The sequence below is a fragment of the Streptomyces qaidamensis genome (genome assembly GCF_001611795.1).
Lineage (GTDB): Bacteria > Actinomycetota > Actinomycetes > Streptomycetales > Streptomycetaceae > Streptomyces > Streptomyces qaidamensis.
In genome coordinates, this window is the sequence record NZ_CP015098.1 from 7,376,984 (window position 1) to 7,396,538 (window position 19,555).

17 protein-coding genes are annotated in these 19,555 nt (G+C 73.3%); 10 read left to right on the plus strand and 7 right to left on the minus strand.

The features are described 5' to 3' along the window. Position 1: 1 nt before the first annotated feature. Both A4E84_RS32640 and A4E84_RS32645 read left to right on the plus strand, forming a co-directional pair. A complete protein-coding gene (locus A4E84_RS32640; protein WP_062929989.1) occupies positions 2–1,261 on the plus strand; it encodes a cation:proton antiporter in 1,260 nt (419 codons plus the stop codon). A gap of 5 nt (positions 1,262–1,266) precedes the next feature. After that, positions 1,267–1,806, plus strand: coding sequence for a flavin reductase family protein (locus A4E84_RS32645; protein ID WP_079129201.1), 540 nt, complete (start codon positions 1,267–1,269; stop codon positions 1,804–1,806). Here the strand turns inward: A4E84_RS32645 and A4E84_RS32650 are convergent. Then, on the minus strand, positions 1,761–3,194 hold the full coding sequence (locus A4E84_RS32650) for a class II 3-deoxy-7-phosphoheptulonate synthase (protein ID WP_079129202.1): 1,434 nt from the start codon (positions 3,192–3,194) through the stop codon (positions 1,761–1,763). The two genes, A4E84_RS32645 and A4E84_RS32650, sit on opposite strands and share 46 nt — an antisense overlap. Before the next feature lie 176 nt (positions 3,195–3,370). Here A4E84_RS32650 and A4E84_RS32655 point away from each other — a divergent pair, with 176 nt between their 5' ends. Both A4E84_RS32655 and A4E84_RS32660 read left to right on the plus strand, forming a co-directional pair. After that, on the plus strand, positions 3,371–4,984 hold the full coding sequence (locus A4E84_RS32655; RefSeq protein ID WP_079129203.1) for an anthranilate synthase component I family protein: 1,614 nt from the start codon (positions 3,371–3,373) through the stop codon (positions 4,982–4,984). Continuing rightward, on the plus strand, positions 4,981–5,604 hold the full coding sequence (locus tag A4E84_RS32660; RefSeq protein ID WP_062929990.1) for an anthranilate synthase component II: 624 nt from the start codon (positions 4,981–4,983) through the stop codon (positions 5,602–5,604). The genes A4E84_RS32655 and A4E84_RS32660 overlap by 4 nt, the downstream gene beginning before the upstream one ends. Here the strand turns inward: A4E84_RS32660 and pdxR are convergent. Further along, positions 5,553–6,986 (minus strand): MocR-like pyridoxine biosynthesis transcription factor PdxR, encoded by a 1,434-nt coding sequence (pdxR, locus tag A4E84_RS32665; protein ID WP_062929991.1) that lies wholly within the window; start codon positions 6,984–6,986, stop codon positions 5,553–5,555. The genes A4E84_RS32660 and pdxR overlap by 52 nt on opposite strands. A gap of 150 nt (positions 6,987–7,136) precedes the next feature. Here pdxR and trpD point away from each other — a divergent pair, with 150 nt between their 5' ends. Continuing rightward, the gene (gene trpD, locus A4E84_RS32670) at positions 7,137–8,195 is read left to right on the plus strand and encodes an anthranilate phosphoribosyltransferase (protein ID WP_062929992.1); all 1,059 of its coding nucleotides are present in this window, start codon (positions 7,137–7,139) and stop codon (positions 8,193–8,195) included. A gap of 22 nt (positions 8,196–8,217) precedes the next feature. Here the strand turns inward: trpD and A4E84_RS32675 are convergent, their stop codons facing one another. From A4E84_RS32675 to A4E84_RS32695, 5 genes are read right to left on the minus strand one after another with little or no spacing between them, the layout of a single operon-like run. Then, a complete protein-coding gene (locus A4E84_RS32675; protein ID WP_062929993.1) occupies positions 8,218–9,600 on the minus strand; it encodes an alkaline phosphatase family protein in 1,383 nt (460 codons plus the stop codon). After that, positions 9,597–10,772 (minus strand): metabolite traffic protein EboE, encoded by a 1,176-nt coding sequence (gene eboE, locus A4E84_RS32680; protein ID WP_062929994.1) that lies wholly within the window; start codon positions 10,770–10,772, stop codon positions 9,597–9,599. Before eboE ends, A4E84_RS32675 begins: the two co-directional genes overlap by 4 nt. Positions 10,773–10,782: 10 nt before the next feature. After that, positions 10,783–11,643: a TatD family hydrolase gene (locus A4E84_RS32685; protein ID WP_062929995.1), complete on the minus strand. Its 861-nt coding sequence runs from the start codon at positions 11,641–11,643 to the stop codon at positions 10,783–10,785. Positions 11,644–11,649: 6 nt separating this feature from the next. After that, entirely contained in the window at positions 11,650–12,312 is a 663-nt protein-coding gene (locus tag A4E84_RS32690; protein WP_062929996.1) for an EboA domain-containing protein, read from the minus strand. Then, on the minus strand, positions 12,309–13,295 hold the full coding sequence (locus tag A4E84_RS32695) for an SCO3242 family prenyltransferase (protein WP_062929997.1): 987 nt from the start codon (positions 13,293–13,295) through the stop codon (positions 12,309–12,311). Before A4E84_RS32695 ends, A4E84_RS32690 begins: the two co-directional genes overlap by 4 nt. 421 nt (positions 13,296–13,716) lie before the next feature. Here A4E84_RS32695 and A4E84_RS32700 point away from each other — a divergent pair, with 421 nt between their 5' ends. The 5 genes from A4E84_RS32700 (at position 13,717) to A4E84_RS32720 (ending at position 19,513) form a co-directional block, all read left to right on the plus strand. After that, on the plus strand, positions 13,717–15,522 hold the full coding sequence (locus A4E84_RS32700) for an AfsR/SARP family transcriptional regulator (protein ID WP_159029643.1): 1,806 nt from the start codon (positions 13,717–13,719) through the stop codon (positions 15,520–15,522). A 197-nt stretch (positions 15,523–15,719) separates the two neighbouring features. Beyond that, entirely contained in the window at positions 15,720–16,190 is a 471-nt protein-coding gene (locus A4E84_RS32705) for a phospholipase (RefSeq protein ID WP_240004007.1), read from the plus strand. A gap of 83 nt (positions 16,191–16,273) precedes the next feature. Beyond that, complete coding sequence (locus A4E84_RS32710) at positions 16,274–17,239, plus strand: ArsR/SmtB family transcription factor (protein ID WP_063827529.1); 966 nt, start codon at positions 16,274–16,276, stop codon at positions 17,237–17,239. Between the two features lie 259 nt (positions 17,240–17,498). Beyond that, positions 17,499–19,247, plus strand: coding sequence for a fatty acyl-AMP ligase (locus tag A4E84_RS32715; RefSeq protein ID WP_079129205.1), 1,749 nt, complete (start codon positions 17,499–17,501; stop codon positions 19,245–19,247). Then, the gene (locus A4E84_RS32720) at positions 19,244–19,513 is read left to right on the plus strand and encodes an acyl carrier protein (protein WP_062930001.1); all 270 of its coding nucleotides are present in this window, start codon (positions 19,244–19,246) and stop codon (positions 19,511–19,513) included. Before A4E84_RS32715 ends, A4E84_RS32720 begins: the two co-directional genes overlap by 4 nt. Positions 19,514–19,555: the final 42 nt, after the last annotated feature.

Below are 19,555 nucleotides of genomic sequence, written 5' to 3' on the forward strand. Positions count from 1 at the left end.
CGTGGAGACCATTCCGTACGGTCCGACCGTCCTCACGCTCGCCGTCGTCGTGCCCGCGACGCTGCTCGGGCGGCGGGCAGCCCGGCTGCTGCGGCAGCCGGGGATCGTCGGCGAGATCATGGCGTGCCTGCTGGCCGGAGGGCTGCTCGCCGCGGCCTTCGGCCCGTGGCCGCACGACGTGGAGGGATGGCGGCTGCTGGAGACGGCCGGTCATCTGGGGCTCGCGCTGTTCCTGGTGAAGGCCGTCCACGAGATCCGCGGCGGAACCGCGGGACGGCAGTCCGGCCGGGCCCTGCTGTGGACCGCGGCGGGCTCCGCGCTGCTGCCGATGGCCTGCGGGGCGCTGTTCGCCCTCTGGGTGCTGCACAGCGGCGACCCCGCCCTGCAGGGCGACGCGCCCGCCGGGGTGCTGGTGCTGATGCTGGCGATCTCCCTGGCCGTGACAGCGGTGCCGGTGCTGGCCGGCATCCTGGAGGACCGGGACCTGCAGCACACCCCGACCGGGCGGCTCGCGATGGCGGTCGCCGTCACCATCGACGCCGTCACCTGGGGGCTGCTGGCGATCGCCGTCGGCATCGCCTCCGGAGGCGGCCGGACGACCCCGTACGCGGTGTTCGTGGCCGGGCTGCTGCTGGCGTGGGCGGTGCGCCGCGCGGCCGGCAGCGGACCCGCCCTCGCCTGGGCCGGCCGGGTCGGCCCGGCGGTGCCGGTGGCGGTCATCGCCGTGGTGGCCGCCGGCACCGCGCTGGGCACCGCACGGCTGGGACTCACCGACGTGCTCGGTGCCGTCCTGGTCGCCCTGGCCCTCCCCGCCGACGGCGAGGACGGCGTGTGGACCCGTGCCGCCAGGACCGTCGGAGGCTGGGGCAGGGCCGTCCTGCCGTTGCTGTTCACGGTGACGGGCGTGGGCCTCGGGGCCGAGCCGCTCGGCACCTTCTCCGGCACGGCCGTGCTGCTCGCTCTGGCGCTGGCCATGGCCGGGAAGCTCGTGGGCAGCTACCTCGGGGCGTGGCTGGGCGGGCGCTCCCGCCGGACCCGCCTGCAGCTGGCCGCGCTGCTCAACGCCCGCGGCCTGACGGAGATAGCCGTCCTCCAGATCGGCTATCAGGCGGGCATCCTCGCCCCCGCCCTGTACCTCGCACTGGTCGTCATGGCGCTCGTCACGACGGCACTCAGCGGCCCGCTGCTGTGGGCCATCGATCGGCGTGTCCCCGCCGCCACCATGGCCGGGGCACCGCCCGCGACCCCGAACGGGCGGTGAAACACATGGACGCCATCTCAACCCCCGGTGAACTGCGCGGCCCTGTCTCCGAGGCGATGTCGCCGCGATTCCGCGCGTTCATGGCCGGGTTCCCCACCGGGGTCGCCGTCGTCACGGCCGTGGATCCGGGTGAGGACCGCCCCTGGGGCATGACCTGCTCCTCGCTGTGCAGCGTGGCCGTCGACCCGCCGACGCTGCTGGTCGGGATGCGGGTGGGCAGCCCCACCCTGGACGCGGTCCTGGGCAGCGGCGCGTTCGCCGTGAACCTGCTGCACACCGCCGGGCGGCCCACCGCGGAGCGGTTCGCCTCCGGCGCGCAGGACCGTTTCCACGCGACGGCGTGGGACTTCCCCGACGGAGCCGCGGGACCCCATCTGACGAAGGACGCCCACTCCGTGGCCGACTGCGCCGTCGCCCGCACCGTACGGGTGGGGGGACAGCGCATCGTGTTCGGGGAGGTGGTGCGCCTGACCGAGTTCGGCGACGCACTCCCGCTGCTCTACGGACGCCGCAGGTTCGCGTCCTGGCCCCCCGACGCCGGCTGAGCGTCCCGCCGCCCGATGGCCGCGGTCGCGTCCCGCCCGGTGGTCTCCCCCGCGTCCCGCAGCATCTCCGCGACCAGGAACGCCAGGTCCAGGGACTGGCTGTGGTTCAGGCGCGGGTCGCAGGCCGACGTGTAGTCGCGCGGCAGGTCCTCGACGCCCATGGCCCGGCCGCCGCCCAGGCACTCCGTCACATCGTCCCCGGTGAGCTCCAGATGCAGCCCGCCGGGGCGGCTGCCCAGGGACCGGTGCACCTCGAAGAAGCCGCGCACCTCGTCCAGCACGTCGTCGAAGCGACGCGTCTTGTGCCCGCCGGCGCTGAATGTGTTGCCGTGCATCGGGTCCGTCAGCCAGCAGGCTTTGACCTCGTTGCCGGCGGCCTTCTCCACCAGGACGGGCAGCAGATCGCGTACCCGGTCCCGGCCCATCCGCACCACGAACGACAGACGGCCCGCGGTCCGGTCCGGGTCGAGCCGGTCGGCGTACGCCATCAGCTCGTCCGGGGTGGTGGATGGGCCCAGCTTGACCGCGACCGGGTTGGCGATCCGGGAGAAGAACTCCACGTGAGCGCCCGCCGGGTCACGGGTGCGCTCGCCGATCCACAGCAGATGGGCCCCGGCCGAGTACACCCGGCCGGATTCCCGCTCCACCCGGGTCAGCGCCGCCTCGTAGTCCAGCAGCAGCCCCTCGTGACTGGTGAAGAACTCCGTCGTGCGCAGCTGCCGCGGGTCCACCCCGCAGGCGTGCATGAAGGCCAGCGTCCGGTCGATCTCGCCGGCCAGCCGCTCGTACCGGGCGGCCGCGGGCGTGTCCGTCAGAAACCCGCGGTTCCAGCTCTGGACCTGGTGCAGGTCGGCCGAGCCGCCGTGGGAGAAGGCGCGGACCAGGTTGAGCGTGGCCGCCGACGTCTCGTAGGCGGTACGCAGCCGCGCCGGGTCGGGACGGCGTGACTCCGGCGCGAACTCGAGGCCGTTGACCGCGTCGCCGAAGTACGACGGCAGCGTGACGGCGTCCCGCGTCTCGGTGCGGCTGGACCGGGGCTTGGCGAACTGCCCGGCCATCCGGCCGACCTTGACGACCGGGACCGAGGCCCCGTGGGTGAGGACCAGCGCCATCTGCAGCATCGTCCTCAGCGTGCCCTGCACGGCATCGGCGGTGGACCCGGCGAAGGTCTCCGCGCAGTCGCCGCCCTGGAGCACGAACGCCTCCCCGCGTGCGGCCGCCCCGAGCAGCTCCCGCAGCCGGTCGCACTCCTCGACCAGCACGAGCGGGGAAGCGGCGGCGAGTTCCTCGGTGATCCGGCGGAGCGCTTTCCGGTCGGGCCATTCCGGCTGCTGGGCGGCGGGCAGACCACGCCAGTCGTCCACGACGTGTGAATGCGTCGGATTCATGTGGCTCCCATTCCAGTGCGTGGGGGATGGCCGCCATACAAGACTCGCTTTCACAAAGGGTCAAGCGGCGCAGGGAATGGACCGCACGCATTCCACGGAATTGGTCTGGTCGCCGCCGGGCGGAAACTGCTTGTCTCATGACGCCGATTCAGCAGTTCACGACGGATGGGGCCGGAATGCCAGCGAGGACAGGAACACCGGCGGACGCACTTCTCCCGCAGGAAGGACCGCGGGAGGAGAAACCGCCGGAGCCCGGCGAGCGGACGGAGAACGAATCCCGGGAATCATCCGCGCAGCGCCTCGACGTCCGTGTCACCACGGCCGAGCTGCCGCCGCACGCCCCGTTCGACCTGTACGCGCTGCTGCGGCAGGAGGCGGGCGAGCAGGACGTGTTCCTCACCGAGAGCCCCGTCGGCCCGGAACAGGACCACAGGCCCGCCGTCGTCGGCTGCGGCCGGCTCGCCGAGGTACGGGTGTACGCGCACCGCATCGAGGTGGACGGGCTCCCCGAGCTCCGCGCGGCCCTCCTCGCCGCCGCCGACACGGCCAGCATGACCGGCGACGGCGTACCGGGGAGCCGCGCGTTCCACACCTCCGCCCAGGTGTGGGACCTCCTCGAACGGGCGCGGACGCTGTTCCGGCTGGACACCGGCGTGTCCGCGACCACGTACGCCTTCGGCTTTCTCGCCACCTTCTCCTACGAGGCGGCCTGGCACATGGAGGAACTCCCCCCGCGCGCCGAGTCCGCCACACCGGACGTCACGCTGACGCTCTTCCGGGACACCGTCTGGTACGACCGCGACACCGGCGCGGTCCAGCTGCGGCGCGCGCACGGCCCCGGCTTCGAGCGGGTACCGGCACGCGTCACGCCCGCCCTGGCGCACCGCGCGCAGGCGTCGCCGGCCGTCGGCCACCCCGAGGCGCCGGAACCCCGCTCGGTGCGCGACAGCGTCGACCGGGCGACCTTCCTCGGCTGGGCCGCGACGTGCCTGGAGCACATCCGCGTCGGCGACATCTATCAGATCCAGATCGGCCACCGGATCGACGTCGAGACCGACCTCACGCCCGTCGACGTCTACCGGCGGCTGCGCGGCCGCAACCCGTCGCCGTACATGTACCTCGTACCGCGTGCCGGGAGCGTCCTGATCGGGGCCAGCCCGGAGCTGTACCTGCGGATCGAGGGGGACCGCATCCTCATGCGGCCCATAGCCGGGACGACCCGGCGCGGGCCGGACGCCGCGGCCGACGAGCGGAACATCGCGCGGATGGTGAACAGCCGCAAGGAGCGCGCCGAACACATCATGCTGGTCGACCTGTGCCGCAACGACATCGGCCGGGTCAGCGAACCGGGCACACTGCCCGTCGACCGGCTGATGTCGGTGGAGAGCTTCTCCCACGTGTTCCACCTGGTGTCCACGGTGTCCGGGTGGCTCCGGCCGCAGGCGGGCCCATGGGACGCGATCCGCGCGACCTTCCCGGCGGGCACCATGAGCGGCGCCCCCAAGATCCGCGCCATGGAGATCATCGACGGACTGGAGGAGGAGCCGCGCGGCGCCTACGCCGGCGCCGTCGGTCTCGTCGATGTGCGCGGATGGAGCGAACTCGCCCTGTGCATCCGGTCCGTCGTGCACGACGGGCGCACCTACGCCACGCAGAGCTCCGCCGGCATGGTCGCCGATTCCGACCCCGCCGCGGAGTGGGCCGAGACGCTGGCGAAGATGGCCGCCACGTACTGGGCGCTGACCGGCCGCGAACTCCACGACACCCAGGGACGGGAGGAGCGGTCGTGAAGGTGCTGCTCGTGGACGCCTACGACAGCTTCGTCCACATCATCGACCGCTATCTGCGCTCCCTGGGCGCCACCACCGAGGTGGTGCGCTCCGGCACCCGCTCCCCGTGGGAGCTGGCGGAGCTCGCCCCGGACGCCGTGGTGCTCGGCCCCGGCCCCGGGCACCCCGCCGGCAGCGGCCACGTAGAGCTGGTGCACACCTTCGCCGGACGAGTGCCGCTGCTCGGCGTGTGCCTGGGCCACCAGGCCGTCGCGCTCGCCTTCGGCGGACACGTGACGGTCGCCGAGCACCTGATGCACGGGCGCACCAGCACCCTCCGCCACGACGGGGCCGGTGTGTTCCGGGGCGCCCCCGACGAACCGGTGGTCACCCGCTACCACTCCCTCGTCGTCCGCGAACCCCTCCCGGACGTCCTCGAGGTCACCGCCCGCTCCACGGACGACGGCTACGTCATGGGACTGCGCCACCGGACCCTGCCCGTCGAGGGCGTGCAGTTCCACCCCGAGTCCGTCGAGACCCACGCCGGACTCGCCATGCTGGACAACTTCCTGGACCTGGCCACCGGCCGTCACGCGATCCGGGCCGGTGCGGGCGCCGTCCGGCCCGCCATCTCCGAGTAGGCCGCGCCGAGCGCCCGTACCGCCTCCGTCAGACCCGACCGGGGCAGCGCCGTGTACCCCAGCACCAGCGCGGGGCCCGTGCCCGGCGGGCGGCCGTGGAAGTCCCGCCCGCCGCGCACCAGCACCGACCGGCGCAGCGCCGCCGCCACCAGGGCGGCCTCGTCGGTGCCGCGCGGCAGCCGCAGATACGCGTGCAGACCGGCGGCCGGACCGCCGAGCCGGGCCTGCGGCAGAAAGCGCCGCACGGCCTCCACCAGGGTGTCCCGGCGCAGCCGGTAGCGCCCCCGCAGCCGGCGCATGTGCCGGTCGTACGCGCCCGAGCCGAGCAGCTCGGCGAAGGCGAACTGCGTCAGGCTGTCGGAACCGAGGTCGCGGCGGGCCCGCACGCGCTCCAACGGAGCCAGCAGCAGGTCCGGTACCGCCAGCCAGCCCAGCCGCAGTCCCGGCACCAGCGTCTTGGAGGCCGTGCCCGCGTACACCACCCGGTCCTGGGCATGCCGCTGGAGCGCCAGCGGCCGGCTGCGGCGCTCGAACCAGAAGTCGCCGTCGTAGTCGTCCTCGATGACGTAGCCGTCCACATCCCGGGCCCAGCGCACCAGCGCGGCACGCCGCTCGGCGGACAGCGCCACCCCGGTGGGGAACTGGTGGAACGGCGTCACCAGCACGGCCCGCGCCCCGGTGCGGGCCAGCGCCTCCACGTCCAGGCCGTCGTCGTCCACCGGCACACCTCGCGGGCGCATCCCCGCCTCCAGCACGAACTCCCGCTGCCGCAGCAGCCCCGGCTCCTCCATGGCCAGCTCGCCGATGCCGAGGCCGGGCAGCGCCGCGCACAGCAGCCCCAGCCCGTGCGCGAACCCGGACACCACCATGACCTGGCCCGGCGCCGTCCGCACACCCCGCACCCGGCCCAGATGGCGGGCCAACTCCTCACGCAGCCGGGGCACTCCGGACAGCGGCGGATAGTCGAGATCGCCCTGCCGGGCCGTCTGCAGGACGCGCTGGTATCCCGCCAGCCACTCGCGGTACGGGAAGTGCGACACATTGGCCCGGCCCGAGCGCAGATCCCAGCGCACGGCCGGCACCCGGCCCTCGTCCAGCAGCGTGGGCACGACCGCCGCCGACGTCGTCGCCAGATGGCGCGCCACCCGCGTCCCCGAACCCTGCACGGCCTCCAGATAGCCCTCGGCGATCAACTGCCCGTACGCCTCGACGACCACGCTGCGCGAGACGTCGAGGTCGTCGGCGAGCCGGCGGCTCGGCGGCAACCGGGTCCCGGGGTGCAGCACCCCCTCGGTGATCTCCCGCTTCAGCACCCGCTGGATCTGCGCGGTCAGGGACTCGCCCGCGGCGCGGGACACCTCGATCGACGGCAGCCAGCTCATGTTCCACCCTCCTGTGGTGATTGGACCGCAAGGGACCACTGCGAATGGTCTGGTGGACGGCTCACCGCCCTGCGAAGACTGGGACCGGACGCACCGCCGGCCCCGTCCCGCCGGCGCTCGCGCGGCGAACCGACCCCAGGGAGAACCGACGTGACCCGAAGCACGCATGAACCCGGCTGGCCCGCCCTGCTGACCACGCTGCTGGACCGGCGCGACCTGTCCGCCGACGAGACCGCGTGGGCCATGGACGAGACGATGAGCGGCACCGTGACCCCCGCCCGCATGGCGGCGTTCCTGGTCGCCCTGCGGGCCAAGGGTGAGACGGTCGAGGAGATCAGCGGCCTGGTGCGGTCGCTGACCGCGCACGCGCACACCGTGGACGTGCCGGGCCCCACGCTCGACATCGTCGGCACCGGCGGCGACGGCGCGCACACCGTCAACGTGTCCACCATGGCGGCCGTCGTCGCGGCCGGCGCCGGGACACGAGTCGTCAAGCACGGCAACCGGTCCGCGTCCTCGGCCTGCGGCTCCGCCGACGTACTCGAGGAACTGGGCATCCCGCTCGACCTGCCGGCGCACCACGCCGCGGAGACCGTCGCCCGGGCCGGCATCACGTTCTGCTTCGCCCCGCTCTTCCACCCGTCGATGCGGCACGCCTCCGCCGTCCGGCGCGAACTCGGCGTCCCCACCGTCTTCAACGTCCTCGGGCCGCTGTCCAACCCCGCTGCGCCCACCGCCCAGGCCGTCGGCGTGGCCGACCGCCGCATGGCCCCGCTGATCGCCGGGGTGCTGGCCGGGCGCGGCACACGGGCCTTGGTGTTCCGCGGCGACGACGGACTCGACGAACTGACCGTCACCACCACCTCCACGATCTGGTCGGTCCAGGACGGCGAGGTCCACGAGAGCCGCTTCGACCCGCTGGACATCGGCGTCCCCCGCGCCCCGGTCGATGCGCTGCGCGGCGGCGACCGGGCCCACAACGCCCGCGTCGCCCGCCGGGTGCTGGACGGCGAACCCGGCCCGGTACGGGACGCCGTGCTGCTGTCGGCCGCAGCCGGCCTGGCCGCACTGGAACCCGGCGGACGGACCGTCACCGAACGGCTCGCCGCGGGATGGGACCGGGCCGCCGAGGCGGTCGACTCCGGTACGGCGGCGCAGGTCCTCGACGACTGGATCACCGTGACCGCCAAACTGGCCGCCGCCGGGTGAACCGGCCCTCCCCGTGTCCCCGTCACGGCCCGCCGAGCCCCGACAGCCGCAGGATCAGCCGCTTGACGTCGGTGGCCCGGTAGCGTGGGCGCTCCGCCGACGGTTCGGAGCACAGCAGCAGCGGCCCGTCGTCGTCGCTGTCGGGCAGCCGGCCGTGACTGCCCCGCACCAGGGACGCGTCGAGCGGCACCACCGTCATCGGGGCACGCATACCGAGCTTCTTGCGCAGCACCGTCAGCCCGGCGCGCAGCCGGACCGCGGGCCGGCCGGGGTCGAAGAACAGCTCCGCCGGGTCGTAGCCCGGCTTGCGGTGGATCTCCACGCCCCGCGCGAAGTCCGGCGCGCGTGCGTCGTCGAGCCAGTAGTAGTACGTGAACCACGCGTCCGGCTCCGCGACCGCGACGAGCTCCCCGGACCGCGGGTGGTCGACGGCCAGCCGCGCCTGACCCTGCCGGTCGAGCACCTGCTCCACGCCCGGCAGCCCCGCCACGACGGCCCGCACACGCGGCACGTCCGCCGGATCCCGCACGTAGACGTGCGCGACCTGGTGGTCGGCGACGGCGAACGCCCGCGAGATGTGCGGGTCGAGGTACTCCATGCCGCGCTGGGCGTGCACGGCGAGCAGTCCTTCGCGGCGCAGGGTCCGGTTGATGTCGACGGGGCGCGAGACCGGGCGGATGCCGTACTCGCTCAGGGCCAGAACCGTCGCTCCCCGCTCGTCCAGTTCGGCCAGCAGCGGGGCCAGCGCCGCGTCCGCCCGGCGGGCCGCGCGGATCGCCTCGGGCCCCTCGGGGCCGTACCGCTGGAGGTCGTAGTCGAGGTGCGGGACGTAGACGAACGACAGGTCCGGGGCCGCGCTGCCGAGGATCAAGCGGGCCGCGTCGATCACCCACCGGGTGGAGGTGATGTCGGCCGCCGGGCCCCAGTAGCGGAACAGCGGGAACGGACCCAGGGTGTGCGTGAGGACGTCGCGCAGCCCGGGCGGGTGGGTGTAGCAGTCGGGTTCCTTGCGGCCGTCGTAGCGGTAGACCGGCCGGGGCGTGACGAGGGTGTCCACGTCGGCGCCCATGGCGAACCACCAGCACAGGTAGGCCGTACGGTGCCGGTCGTCCAGGGCACGGGCGGCCTGCCACACCTTCTCGCCGGCGACCAGACCGGCGTGCTGTCCCCAGAACCGGATCTCCGCGCGGTCGCGGTCGAACCAGCCGTTGGCGACGGCCCCGTGGTCGCGCGGCGCCCGGCCGGTGACCAGGGACGCCTGCACCGTCGACGTCACGGCGGGGAACACGGTGTCGAGCGGGGCGCTGAAGCCCCGTTCCCCGACGGCCCGCAGGTGCGGCATGTGGGCGAGCAGCCGACGGGTCACGCCCACCGTGCAGAGCACGACCACCTGGCGCCGGCTCATCCGGACACCTCCTTCAGGCCGAGGCCGGTGAGGTGGTGGCGGGCCCAGTCGAGCTCCGCGGCGATCCCCTCCACGAGGCCCTCCGGCCCGTCGGGCCGCTGCTCCGGCGGCAGGACCGACCAGGTGTACGTCTCCACCTCGACGTGATCGGTGAGCGCCCGCTCCCCGGCGAACAGCGCGGACAGGGCGGACTCCAGCACCGGCCGTGTGCTGCGCAGAGGCGGGGCGGGGGAGGCGTGCAGGGGGACGTGGAAGTGGACCCGCCACGGCCCGCGGCCGGGCAGGGCACCGGGCCGCAGCGCCTCGTCCAGGTCGTCGCAGCCGACGCGCCCGGAGCCCAACACGGCCTCCCTGGTCTGGTGCAGGAACCGGGGTTCCACGAACGAGGCGAGCGCCGCGGCGGTCGCCGGGCCGGACGGATCGTCGGCGTGCAGGGCGCACGACGCCTGGACCTTCACCACGGGCAGTCCCGCGCCGGCCCAGGTGGCCAGGGTGTCCGCCGGTTCCTCGAAGGCCACCGCGAGATGACAGGTGTCGAAACAGACGCCGAACGTCTCCGGGTCCAGCCCGGAGAGATGGGTGACCGCCTCGTCGGCGCCCTCCACGACACAGCCCGGCTCCGGCTCGAAGCCGACGCGCACCGCGCGGCCGTACGTCCGGGCCAGCGCGGTCAGTTCGCGGCCCAGCTCGTCGAAGTGGGCCAGGGCCCGCTCCCGGTGGGCCGGCGACCAGAAGGCACGCCAGCCCAGCGGCAGGGTCGAGACGCTGCCGCGTACCGCGTCGTCCGGCAGCAGCCGGGAGAGGACGGCCGCGAGATCGCGGGTGTAGCCGAGGCGGGCCGGATGCGACCAGTCGGGCAGATAGACGTCGCGCTTGACCACGGGGGCGTGGAAGTGCCGGTAGGGAAAGCCATTGAGCGTGACGACCTCCAGGCCACGGGCCGTCAGCTCCGCGCGCAGCCGGTCCACGTCCGAGGGGTCCCGGGCGAGCGCCGTGGCGGCCGGCTCCGGCAGCCACAGGCCCAGCCCGAGCCGGTCCGCGCCCAGCCGCTCGCGCACCGGCGTGGCGTACCGGTCCAGGAGCGCGACGACATCGCCGAGGTCGTCGGCGTCGTGGACATTGGTCCCGTACGACAGGTGGACGGCGGTGCCGTCGGCGTGCCGGAATCTCATCGAACCCTCCTCAGCGCGGTCCGCGCACGATCGAGTTGCCCTCGTGCTCGGCGGGCGCAGTGCCGTCGGGCTCGTCGAGCAGCGGGCGGAGTCGTCCGCTCTGCCCGTAGAACTCCACCGGGTTGCGCCACAGGACCCGGTCCACGTCGTCCTCCGTGAATCCCGCGGCGAGCATGGCGTCGCCGGTGGCCCGGGTCAGCAGCGGATCGCTGTGCCCCCAGTCGGCGGCGGAGTTCACCAGCACGCGCTCGGTGCCGTACTCACGCAGGATGCGCACCATGCGGACGGGGTCCATCTTCGTGTCGGGGTAGACGGAGAACCCCATCCAGCAGCCGGTGCCGGCGACCAGATCGACGGTGACCTCGTTGAGGTGGTCCAGCACGACCGTGCCCGGGTCGATCCCGGACGCCGCGACCAGCTCCAGGGACGCGGCCGTGCCGGCCACCTTGTCCCGGTGCGGGGTGTGCACCAGGGCGGGGAGCCCTTCGGCGACGGCCAGTTCGAGCTGGGCGGTAAACGCCTTCGCCTCGGCGTCCGTCATCGAGTCGAAGCCGATCTCGCCGACGGCGACCACGGAGTCCTTGGCCAGATAGCGGGGCAGGATGTCCAACACCCCGGCGCACCGCGGGTCGTTGGCCTCCTTCGGGTTGAGCGCCACCGCGCAGTGGTGCGCGATGCCGAACCGCGCGGCCCGGAACGGCTCCCAGCCGACCAGGGACGCGAAGTAGTCGGCGAAGCTGCCGACGGACGTGCGGGGCTGGCCGAGCCAGAACGAGGGCTCGACCACGCACCGCACCCCCGCCGCGCGCATGGCGCGGTAGTCGTCCGTGGTGCGGGAGGTCATATGGATGTGCGGATCGAGGATGCGCATCGGGCCTCATCTCCTGGCGAAGTGCTCGAGCAGGGGCGGGATCTCGGGTGGTACGGGACGCCCGGCGGCCCGCTGCTCCCGCGCCAGGTCGTGCAGCATGCGGACCAGTTCCGCGTCCAGCCGCCGTTCGAGGCCCGCGACGGCGGTCAGCGGTACTCCGGTGAACAAGCACGTGAGCACGGCGTGCCGCCAGGGCCCCGGGGGCAGTCGGCGGGCCGCGTAGGGTCCGACCGCCGCTGCGACGAGCCGGGTGTCGTGGGACCGCAGGGCGTCCTCGACGAGGGGGAGACCGCCGTCGCCGGCGTCCAGCAGGGGCAGGGCCCTGAGCACGGCCCTGCGCTCCTCGGCGTCCCCGTCGTGGTAGCAGGACACCACCTCGGGCGGCAGGCCCGCGTCGTGGGGCGGCAGCGCGAGCAGCAGAACGGTCCGCGCGGCGTCCTCCGTCAGCCACTCGGGCAGCGCGGTGAGCACGCCGCGCCCGCAGCGGCGCCCCACGGCGGGGAACAGCCCCGCGAGCGCGCCCGGTTCGGCGGCCACCCGGGCTCGGGACTCCCGCAGCCAGTGGCGGGCCGGCGGGGCGAGGTCCTGGTCGAGCGCCGCGCGCAACAGGGTCGCGTCCACGGGTCCGGCCGGGAGAGCCACCCTCTCCGGCCCGCCGGGGGCCTTCATGTGACAGCCACCCGCCGGCCCAGGCGCCGGGCCAGCGGCAGGAGGGCGGACACGGAGGCCGCCGCGGCGACCGCACCGGCGCGGGCCGTCAACGAGGCCTGGAGCGGCACCATTGCGTGGATGCCGCCTCGCACCGCCAGCTGGACCCGGTCCGGGCGCGGGTCCCGTACGGCGGCGTATTGGGCGGCGCCGGCGACCACGCCGTACAGCCCGGCCAGCACCGCGGACGCGCCGTGGGCCGGGGTGCCGAAGAGGGGGCGGCGGGCGGCGCGGGGCGGGTGCGAGGACGGGGCCGGGGCGTTGTGGGGGGTGGCGTGCGGCGGTGCGACTCGGGGTGCGGCGGCCGCGGCGGTGATGGCGGCGGTTACGGCGAGTGCGGCGGCGGGCAGTGCCGGGTGCGCTCCCTCCACCTCGTGCCGGCTGAGCACCGTGACGGCACCGGTGTGCGCAGCCATGAGCGCCGCGGGCCGCAGCGCCCGGCGCAGTGCCGCCTCCGTCCCGGGGCCGGGCGCGGTGGCCCCCAGCAGGACGTCCAGAGCCCGTGCCCCGGCCATGGCGGCGGGCCCGAGCGGCGTGGACTTCAGCGACAGGTCGTACGCCCAGACCAGGGCGGCCAGCGGCACGGCGGTGCACAGCGAGCGGCGTCCGCCGGACAGTGCGGCCAGCCCCAGCCCGCCCGCCGTGCCGGCAGCCGCCAGGGCCAGGGCCGTGCCCGGCCGCACCCTCCCGGACGGGACGGGCCGGTGCGACCGCTCGCGGGCGTCGATCTCCCGGTCGGCATAGTCGTTGAGGGCCATTCCGGCCCAGTACAGGCACGTGGACGCGGCGGCGAGCCCCACGACGCGACGGCCCAGAGGCCGGCGGGCCGACACCGCGCCGGCGATCACGTCCCCCGGGACTGTCAACGCGGCCGGGGCACGGACCAGTTCCGCCCAGGCCGCGGGGCCGACGGAGCCGGTCTGGGGGAAGGGCGAGCGGGGCAAGGGCTCCTCCACTTCGGTAGGGCGGCGTACTCTGCGGGCGATCATGCGCCCTGGAGCTATGCGCGGTGCATCCGGCGGTTATCGAGTGGACAACTCGGACTGCTGTCCTCTGCGTTGACGCCCCACACCCGGCTGTCGTGCCGTGCGGGACGTGGCGGGAAACAGCGCATGGTTGTGGCCTGAGGGGTGTAAAGATCTCGTTGTCATCACAGTGATCCATGTGAAGTGAACGCATGTCTCGTGTGCTAGACGGGGGAAGGTTGTCGAGGTGGCATACGCCGAGCACGATCCACGAGCAATATCCGGCCACGGTCTCACCGAGGCACAGGACGGGAGAGAACAGCCCGGTACGGGACTGGATTTCAGACTGCTGGGCTCCCTCGAGGTCAGGGTCGGCGGGACATTGATGCCCGTCCGCGGGGTGCGCCAGCGCGCACTGCTCGCCAGGCTGCTTCTGGAGCAGGGACGCGTGGTCTCCGTGGACTCCCTCGTGGCGGAGGTCTGGGACGGACGGCCCCCGCGCACGGCCCGCACCCAAGTGTCGATCTGCGTGGCCGCCTTGCGCAAGCTGTTCCGCGGCGCCGGCTGCACGGACGAGGTCATCGAGACGGTGCAGCCCGGCTACCGGCTGAACATCGCCGGGCACCGCGTCGACACGGTGGAGTTCGCCCGGGAGGTGGAGTCCGGCTACAGCCTGGGGCAGGAGGGCCGGCTCGTGGAGGCCGCCGAGGTGCTCAAGGGAGCGCTGCGGCTATGGCGCGGGCCGGCGTTGAGCGACGTACCGGCGCAGTTCGCCGAGACAGCGGCGGTGCACTTGTCGGAGCAGCGGCTCCTCGCCACCGAACAGCTCATGACCATCCGCACCGAGCTGGGAGAACACCGCGCCATAATCGGCGAGTTGAGTGCCCTTCTGCACGCCCACCCGCTGCGGGAGCAGTTGCGGGCCACCCTGATGCGCGCCCAGTACCGGGCCGGCCAGCGCGCCGAGGCGTTACGCACCTTCCGCGAGGGACGCGCCTTGTCCATCGACGAACTCGGCCTCGAACCAGGGGCCTTACTCCAGGCGCTGCACGACGCCATCCTCAACGACACCGTTCCCGCTCCGTCGGCCGACCTGCACAGCGTCACGGAACCCGTGGTAGCCCCCTCCGAACTCCCACTGAACGCCGCCGACATCACCGGTCGGCACAGGGAACTGCGGGCGCTGGACGACCTGCTGGCCCAGACCGCGCGTCGGCGTACGGCCGTCTGCTTCATCAGCGGCAGCCCCGGCATCGGGAAGACCGCGCTGGCCGTGCACTGGGGCCGCGAGAACGCACGGCACTTCCCCGACGGGCAGTTGTACGTCGATCTGCGGGAGGCCGCCTCGGGTTCGCCCGAGCGCACCGCCCTCACGGTGCTCCAGCGCTTCCTGCGCTCCCTCGGCGTCCACCACGACCACATGCCGCAGGACCTCGGCGAGTGCTCGGCCGCGTACCGCAGCACCCTCGCCGACCGGCGGGTGCTCGTCATCATCGACAACGCCGCCTCGTTCTCCGAGGTCGAGCCGCTGCTGCCGGGAGGCGGACAGTGCTGCGTCCTGGTCGCGGGCCTGGAGCGGTTCATGCACAGCCGGGGCGCCACCGATCTGCGCCTGGGGCCCATCGGGCACGCGGACTCCGTCGCGCTCCTCGCCTCGATCATCGGAGCGGACCGGATCACGGCCGAGTCGGAGGCCGTGCACCGCCTGCTGGAGCTGTGCGCCCGGCTGCCGCTGGCGATACGGGCGGCGGGCGTCCGGTTGGAGAACAAACCGCACTGGCGCATCGTGGATCTGGTGGACCGACTCGCCGACCCCGAGCGCCGCCTGGAGACGCTCAGCCACGGCGAGACCTCCCTGCGCGACTGCTTCGACCGGGCCGTGCGCCGGCTGCCGCCCGACATCGCCGCCACCTACCAGGCCCTCAGCGTGATCCCCGGCGACGACTTCGACGTGCGCACCGCTTCCGAGGTGCTGCACACGAGCGTCTCGGACGCCGAGGACCGGCTGGAACGGCTCGTCGACCTCAACCTCCTCGAAGCCGGCCGCCGGATGCGCTCCGTCGGCTGCCTGAGCTACCGCTACGCACACCTTCTGAGGCTGCACGCCGGGCAGTTGCCGGCCGAGCAGTCCCTGGAGGCGGCGACCCTGCGGCTGACCAACCGCATCCGCCGCAACGCTCCGACCGCCCGCGTCAGCGCCCGGTGAACCCGGCCCGGGGGTGCCGTCCCCGTCATCGGCCCGAGTCCTCCCGGCCGCCGAATAAGCCGCCGCCATAGTCGCTCGATAAAGCGTGCATATCCGGGTTCCGCAAACTGAGTCGGCGCGGGCGACTCCGCTTTCCGCCCGCCTGGCTCAGATGAGCCGTTCCCTGTCTCCCGGAGGTGTCCAGCATGCTTCGTCAGATGCGTCTTTCGGCCGGTGCGGCTGTGGCCGCGGTGGCCGCCGCACTTCTCACCGCGGCTCCCGCGCATGCCGCTCCGGCCGACAAACCGGAAGTCTTGTCCAGATGGACGCAGACCAGTGCCTCCAGCTATCAGTCGTGGAACGCCGCTCGGCAGAATCAGGCGGCCTGGGCGGCGTACGGATTCGACTGGTCCACCGACTACTGCACCACGTCCCCTGACAATCCCTACGGGTATCCGTTCGCGCTGTCCTGCGCCCGGCACGACTTCGGTTATCGCAACTACAAGGCCGCCGGCCAGTTCGCCGCGAACAAGGACCGTCTGGACAGCGCCTTCTACGCGGATCTGAAGCGGGTGTGCGCCGCCTACAGCGGTGAGCGCCGCACCGAGTGCGACAGCCTCGCGACGCTGTACTACGAAGCGGTCCGGATCCTCGGGCTGCAGGACGCGGAGACCGGCAAGGCCGCCTGACGGCGACCCGACCGACGCTTCGGCACAGGCCTGTACCGCACCGGTCGCACACCGACCGGACCGTCCCGGGGGAGAAACGGACAGTGCAGAGAATCCACTTCACGGCAGAAGACCTGGCACGGACCCGGCTGAGCCCCACACTCGGCCAGGTCGCGGAGACGGTCTTCGCCCTGGGGCTGCTCGGCCGCCCCGGCAGCGCCGCGCACCTGCGCTGGCGTCACCGGCTGGCCCAGCACCTGCGCCAGCGCACCGCGCTCGCCGCGCTGGTCGCCTCGCCCCAGGGCCGGCTACGGGCGCCCGGGGATCTGCTCTGCCTGGTCGACGCGGCCCCCGACGAGGGCGACCGTGCTCTGCGGGCCCTAGGTCTGGGTCGTGACGAGGCCCTGGCCGCCGTGCGGGACGTGTGGCGGTACGCCCTCGCCCCGTACTGGAACCGGGTGCTGAACCAGCTGGAGCACGAGTGCAACGCCCGCGGCCGCATCACCATGACCGGTGGGATCGACCGGCTCCTCGAGACCCTGCACTCCAAGATCCAATGGCAGAGCCCGGTCCTGGAGCTGCCGGGACCCGACCGGGACGTCCACCTGGACGGACGGGGGCTGGTCCTGGTGCCGTCCCTGTTCCTGGTGCACCAGCCCGCCGTGCTGATCCGCTCCCTGCCGGAAAGCGGCGGGGCTGCCCTGGTGTTCGCCGTGTCGCCGGACTTCCCCCAGGCCGCCGGATTGTGGGACGAGCCCGACAACACCGGGCAGGCGCTCGGAGCGCTGGTGGGCCGGACCCGGGCGGCGGCCCTGCGAGCCCTCACCGCCTCGCACACCACCTCCGAACTCGCCGAAGCGCTCGGCATTTCCTCCGCGGGTGCCAGCCAGCACACCGCGGTTCTCCGGGAGTCCGGACTCATCACCACGCACCGCAATCGCAATACCGTCCTGCACACCGTGACCCCCCTCGGAATGGCCCTGCTGGGCATGCGCGTACGGGAATCCGGACGCGGTTCCGGAAATGGTGAACAGCGCATCACGGGTGAGTTCCGGCAGCCCGCGGCATGAACCGCCCCGCATCCCGCCCGGACCGGCCCGCCACGGTCATTCAGGCGGGAGTGAAACACCCTGCTGGCCGTCGCGGGACTACTGAAGTCCAGACTTTAAAACCCTGTATGAAGCCATCCGGGGAACCCACGGAAAGCAGTGGGTGCGACCCCCGACCGAGATCTTTTTCCTTGACGCCTACTTCGCGGGCCGACTAGCGTCGCAGCCCGTCGATGATCGTGCATCAATTCCTGACCGCAGAATCGAGGAATCGACGGTCATGTCGGAAGTCAGCACCGCTGCCAATGCCACGGAAATCCTTCGGTATTGGGCCGCCGAACGCCCCGCACAGGACGCGCTCATATGGGTGCGCGATCCGGAGCGGCGGGATGCCGTGCATCTCACTCACGCAGAACTCGACACCCGCGCCCGGCAGCTCGCCGTGCGGCTCCGGCGCCGTTTTCCCGCCGGGTCCCGCATTCTGCTGCTCTGCCAGCCCGCAGAATTCATCGTCCCGTTCGTCGGCTGCCTGTACGCCGGGACGGTCGCCGTACCGGCCCCCCTGCCCGGCCGCTTCCCGCACGAGCGCAGGCGGGTCAGCGCGATCGCCGCCGACTCGCGGGCGTCCGCCGTCCTGACCGACACCGCCAACCTCCCCGCCGTCCGGGACTGGGCGCACCAGGAGGACCTGGACGAGCTGCCCCTGCTCGTCGCGGACGCCGCCGACCTGCCGGCCCCCGACGGCTGGAAGCCGCCGGCCGCCGACCGCGGGACCCTGGCCCTCCTCCAGTACACGTCCGGGTCGACGGGCACCCCCAAGGGAGTGATGATCAGCCAGGGCAACCTGCTCACCAACGCGGCCACCCTCTGCTCCACCCTCGAGGTCCCCGAGGGCGCCCGGTTCGGCGGCTGGGCCCCGCAGTTCCACGACATGGGCCTGATGGCACAGACGCTGCCCGCCCTCTTCCACGGCAGCACCTGCGTCCTGATGGACCCGACGGCCTTCCTCAAGCGCCCCCACCACTGGCTGCGCATGATCGACACCTACGACGTGGTGTGGTCCGCCGCGCCCAACTTCGGCTACGACTACTGCTGCCGCAAGGTGACGGACGAGCAGATCCAAGGCCTGGACCTGTCCCGCTGGCGCTATGCCGTGAACGGCTCCGAACCCGTTCAGGCGGGCACGACGACCGAGTTCGCCAAGCGGTTCGCCGCGGCGGGTTTCCGTCCCGAGGCGGCCTCACCCTGCTACGGCCTGGCCGAGTCGACGGTGTTCGTCTCGGGAGCCCCGCCCCGCGAGCCCGTCGTCACCACGATCGACGGCGACGCCCTGGCGCGACGCGAATTCCGGCCGGTGCCCACCGCCGCGGGCGGCCGCGACCTGCCGAGCAACGGCACGGCCCACGGCTTCGACGTGGCCGTCGTCGACCCGGAGACCCGCCGCCGCCTGCCCGCCGGCCGGATCGGGGAACTGTGGCTGCGCGGCCCCAACGTCGCCCAGGGCTACTGGGGTGACGAGGACGCCACCGACGTCACCTTCCGCGCGACCACCGCCGACGGCGACACCGGCTACCTGCGCACCGGCGACCTCGGCACCGTCCACGACGGCGAGCTCTACGTGACCGGCCGCATCAAGGACGTGATGATCTTCCGCGGCCGCAATCTGTACCCCCAGGACATCGAACACGAACTGCGCACCTCCCATCCGGAACTCGCCAACGTGGGCGCCGTGTTCACCGCGCCCGTCCACCCGAGCGACCCCCGCGACCCCGAGGCGGCCCTCGTCGTCACACACGAGGTGCGCGCCGGACTCGGCGAGCCCCGCCTCGCGGCGCTCGCCACCGCCCTCCGGCAGACCGTCGCCCGCGACTTCGGCGTCGTCCCGGCAGCGGTGCTGCTGCTGCGCCGCGGTGCCGTCCGCCGCACCACCAGCGGCAAGATCGAACGGTCCGCGATGCGCGACCTGTTCACCACCGGACGCCTGGACAGCGAGTACGCCGCCGTCATCACCCCGGGTGAGCCGCGATGACCGCGCACTCGCACACCGTGTCCGAGATCGTGGTCCGCCATTGGCTCGCCGAGCGCATCGGCATCCTCCTCGACCGGGCCGGCCACGAGATACAGCCGGACGTCCTGATGGCCGAGTACGGCCTCGACTCCCTCCAGGCGGTCGCCCTGGCAGGGGAGGCCGAGGACCGCTGGGGCCTGCCCGTGGACCCCGACGTCGCCTGGCAGTACCCCACCGTCGCGCTCCTCGCGGCCCACCTCGCCGCACGGATCGCCGACGGCGACTGACCCGCACCACCGCAGCGCCCGCCCGGGACGACGGCACGTCCC

Coding starts and splice junctions, on each gene's coding strand:
- A4E84_RS32645 (WP_079129201.1), top strand. CDS start 1,267: ATGGACGCCATCTCAACCCCCGGTGAACTGCGCGGCCCTGTCTCCGAG.
- A4E84_RS32650 (WP_079129202.1), bottom strand. CDS start 3,194: ATGAATCCGACGCATTCACACGTCGTGGACGACTGGCGTGGTCTGCCC.
- A4E84_RS32655 (WP_079129203.1), top strand. CDS start 3,371: ATGCCAGCGAGGACAGGAACACCGGCGGACGCACTTCTCCCGCAGGAA.
- pdxR (WP_062929991.1), bottom strand. CDS start 6,986: ATGAGCTGGCTGCCGTCGATCGAGGTGTCCCGCGCCGCGGGCGAGTCC.
- A4E84_RS32675 (WP_062929993.1), bottom strand. CDS start 9,600: ATGAGCCGGCGCCAGGTGGTCGTGCTCTGCACGGTGGGCGTGACCCGT.
- eboE (WP_062929994.1), bottom strand. CDS start 10,772: ATGAGATTCCGGCACGCCGACGGCACCGCCGTCCACCTGTCGTACGGG.
- A4E84_RS32685 (WP_062929995.1), bottom strand. CDS start 11,643: ATGCGCATCCTCGATCCGCACATCCATATGACCTCCCGCACCACGGAC.
- A4E84_RS32690 (WP_062929996.1), bottom strand. CDS start 12,312: ATGAAGGCCCCCGGCGGGCCGGAGAGGGTGGCTCTCCCGGCCGGACCC.
- A4E84_RS32705 (WP_240004007.1), top strand. CDS start 15,720: ATGCGTCTTTCGGCCGGTGCGGCTGTGGCCGCGGTGGCCGCCGCACTT.
- A4E84_RS32715 (WP_079129205.1), top strand. CDS start 17,499: ATGTCGGAAGTCAGCACCGCTGCCAATGCCACGGAAATCCTTCGGTAT.
- A4E84_RS32720 (WP_062930001.1), top strand. CDS start 19,244: ATGACCGCGCACTCGCACACCGTGTCCGAGATCGTGGTCCGCCATTGG.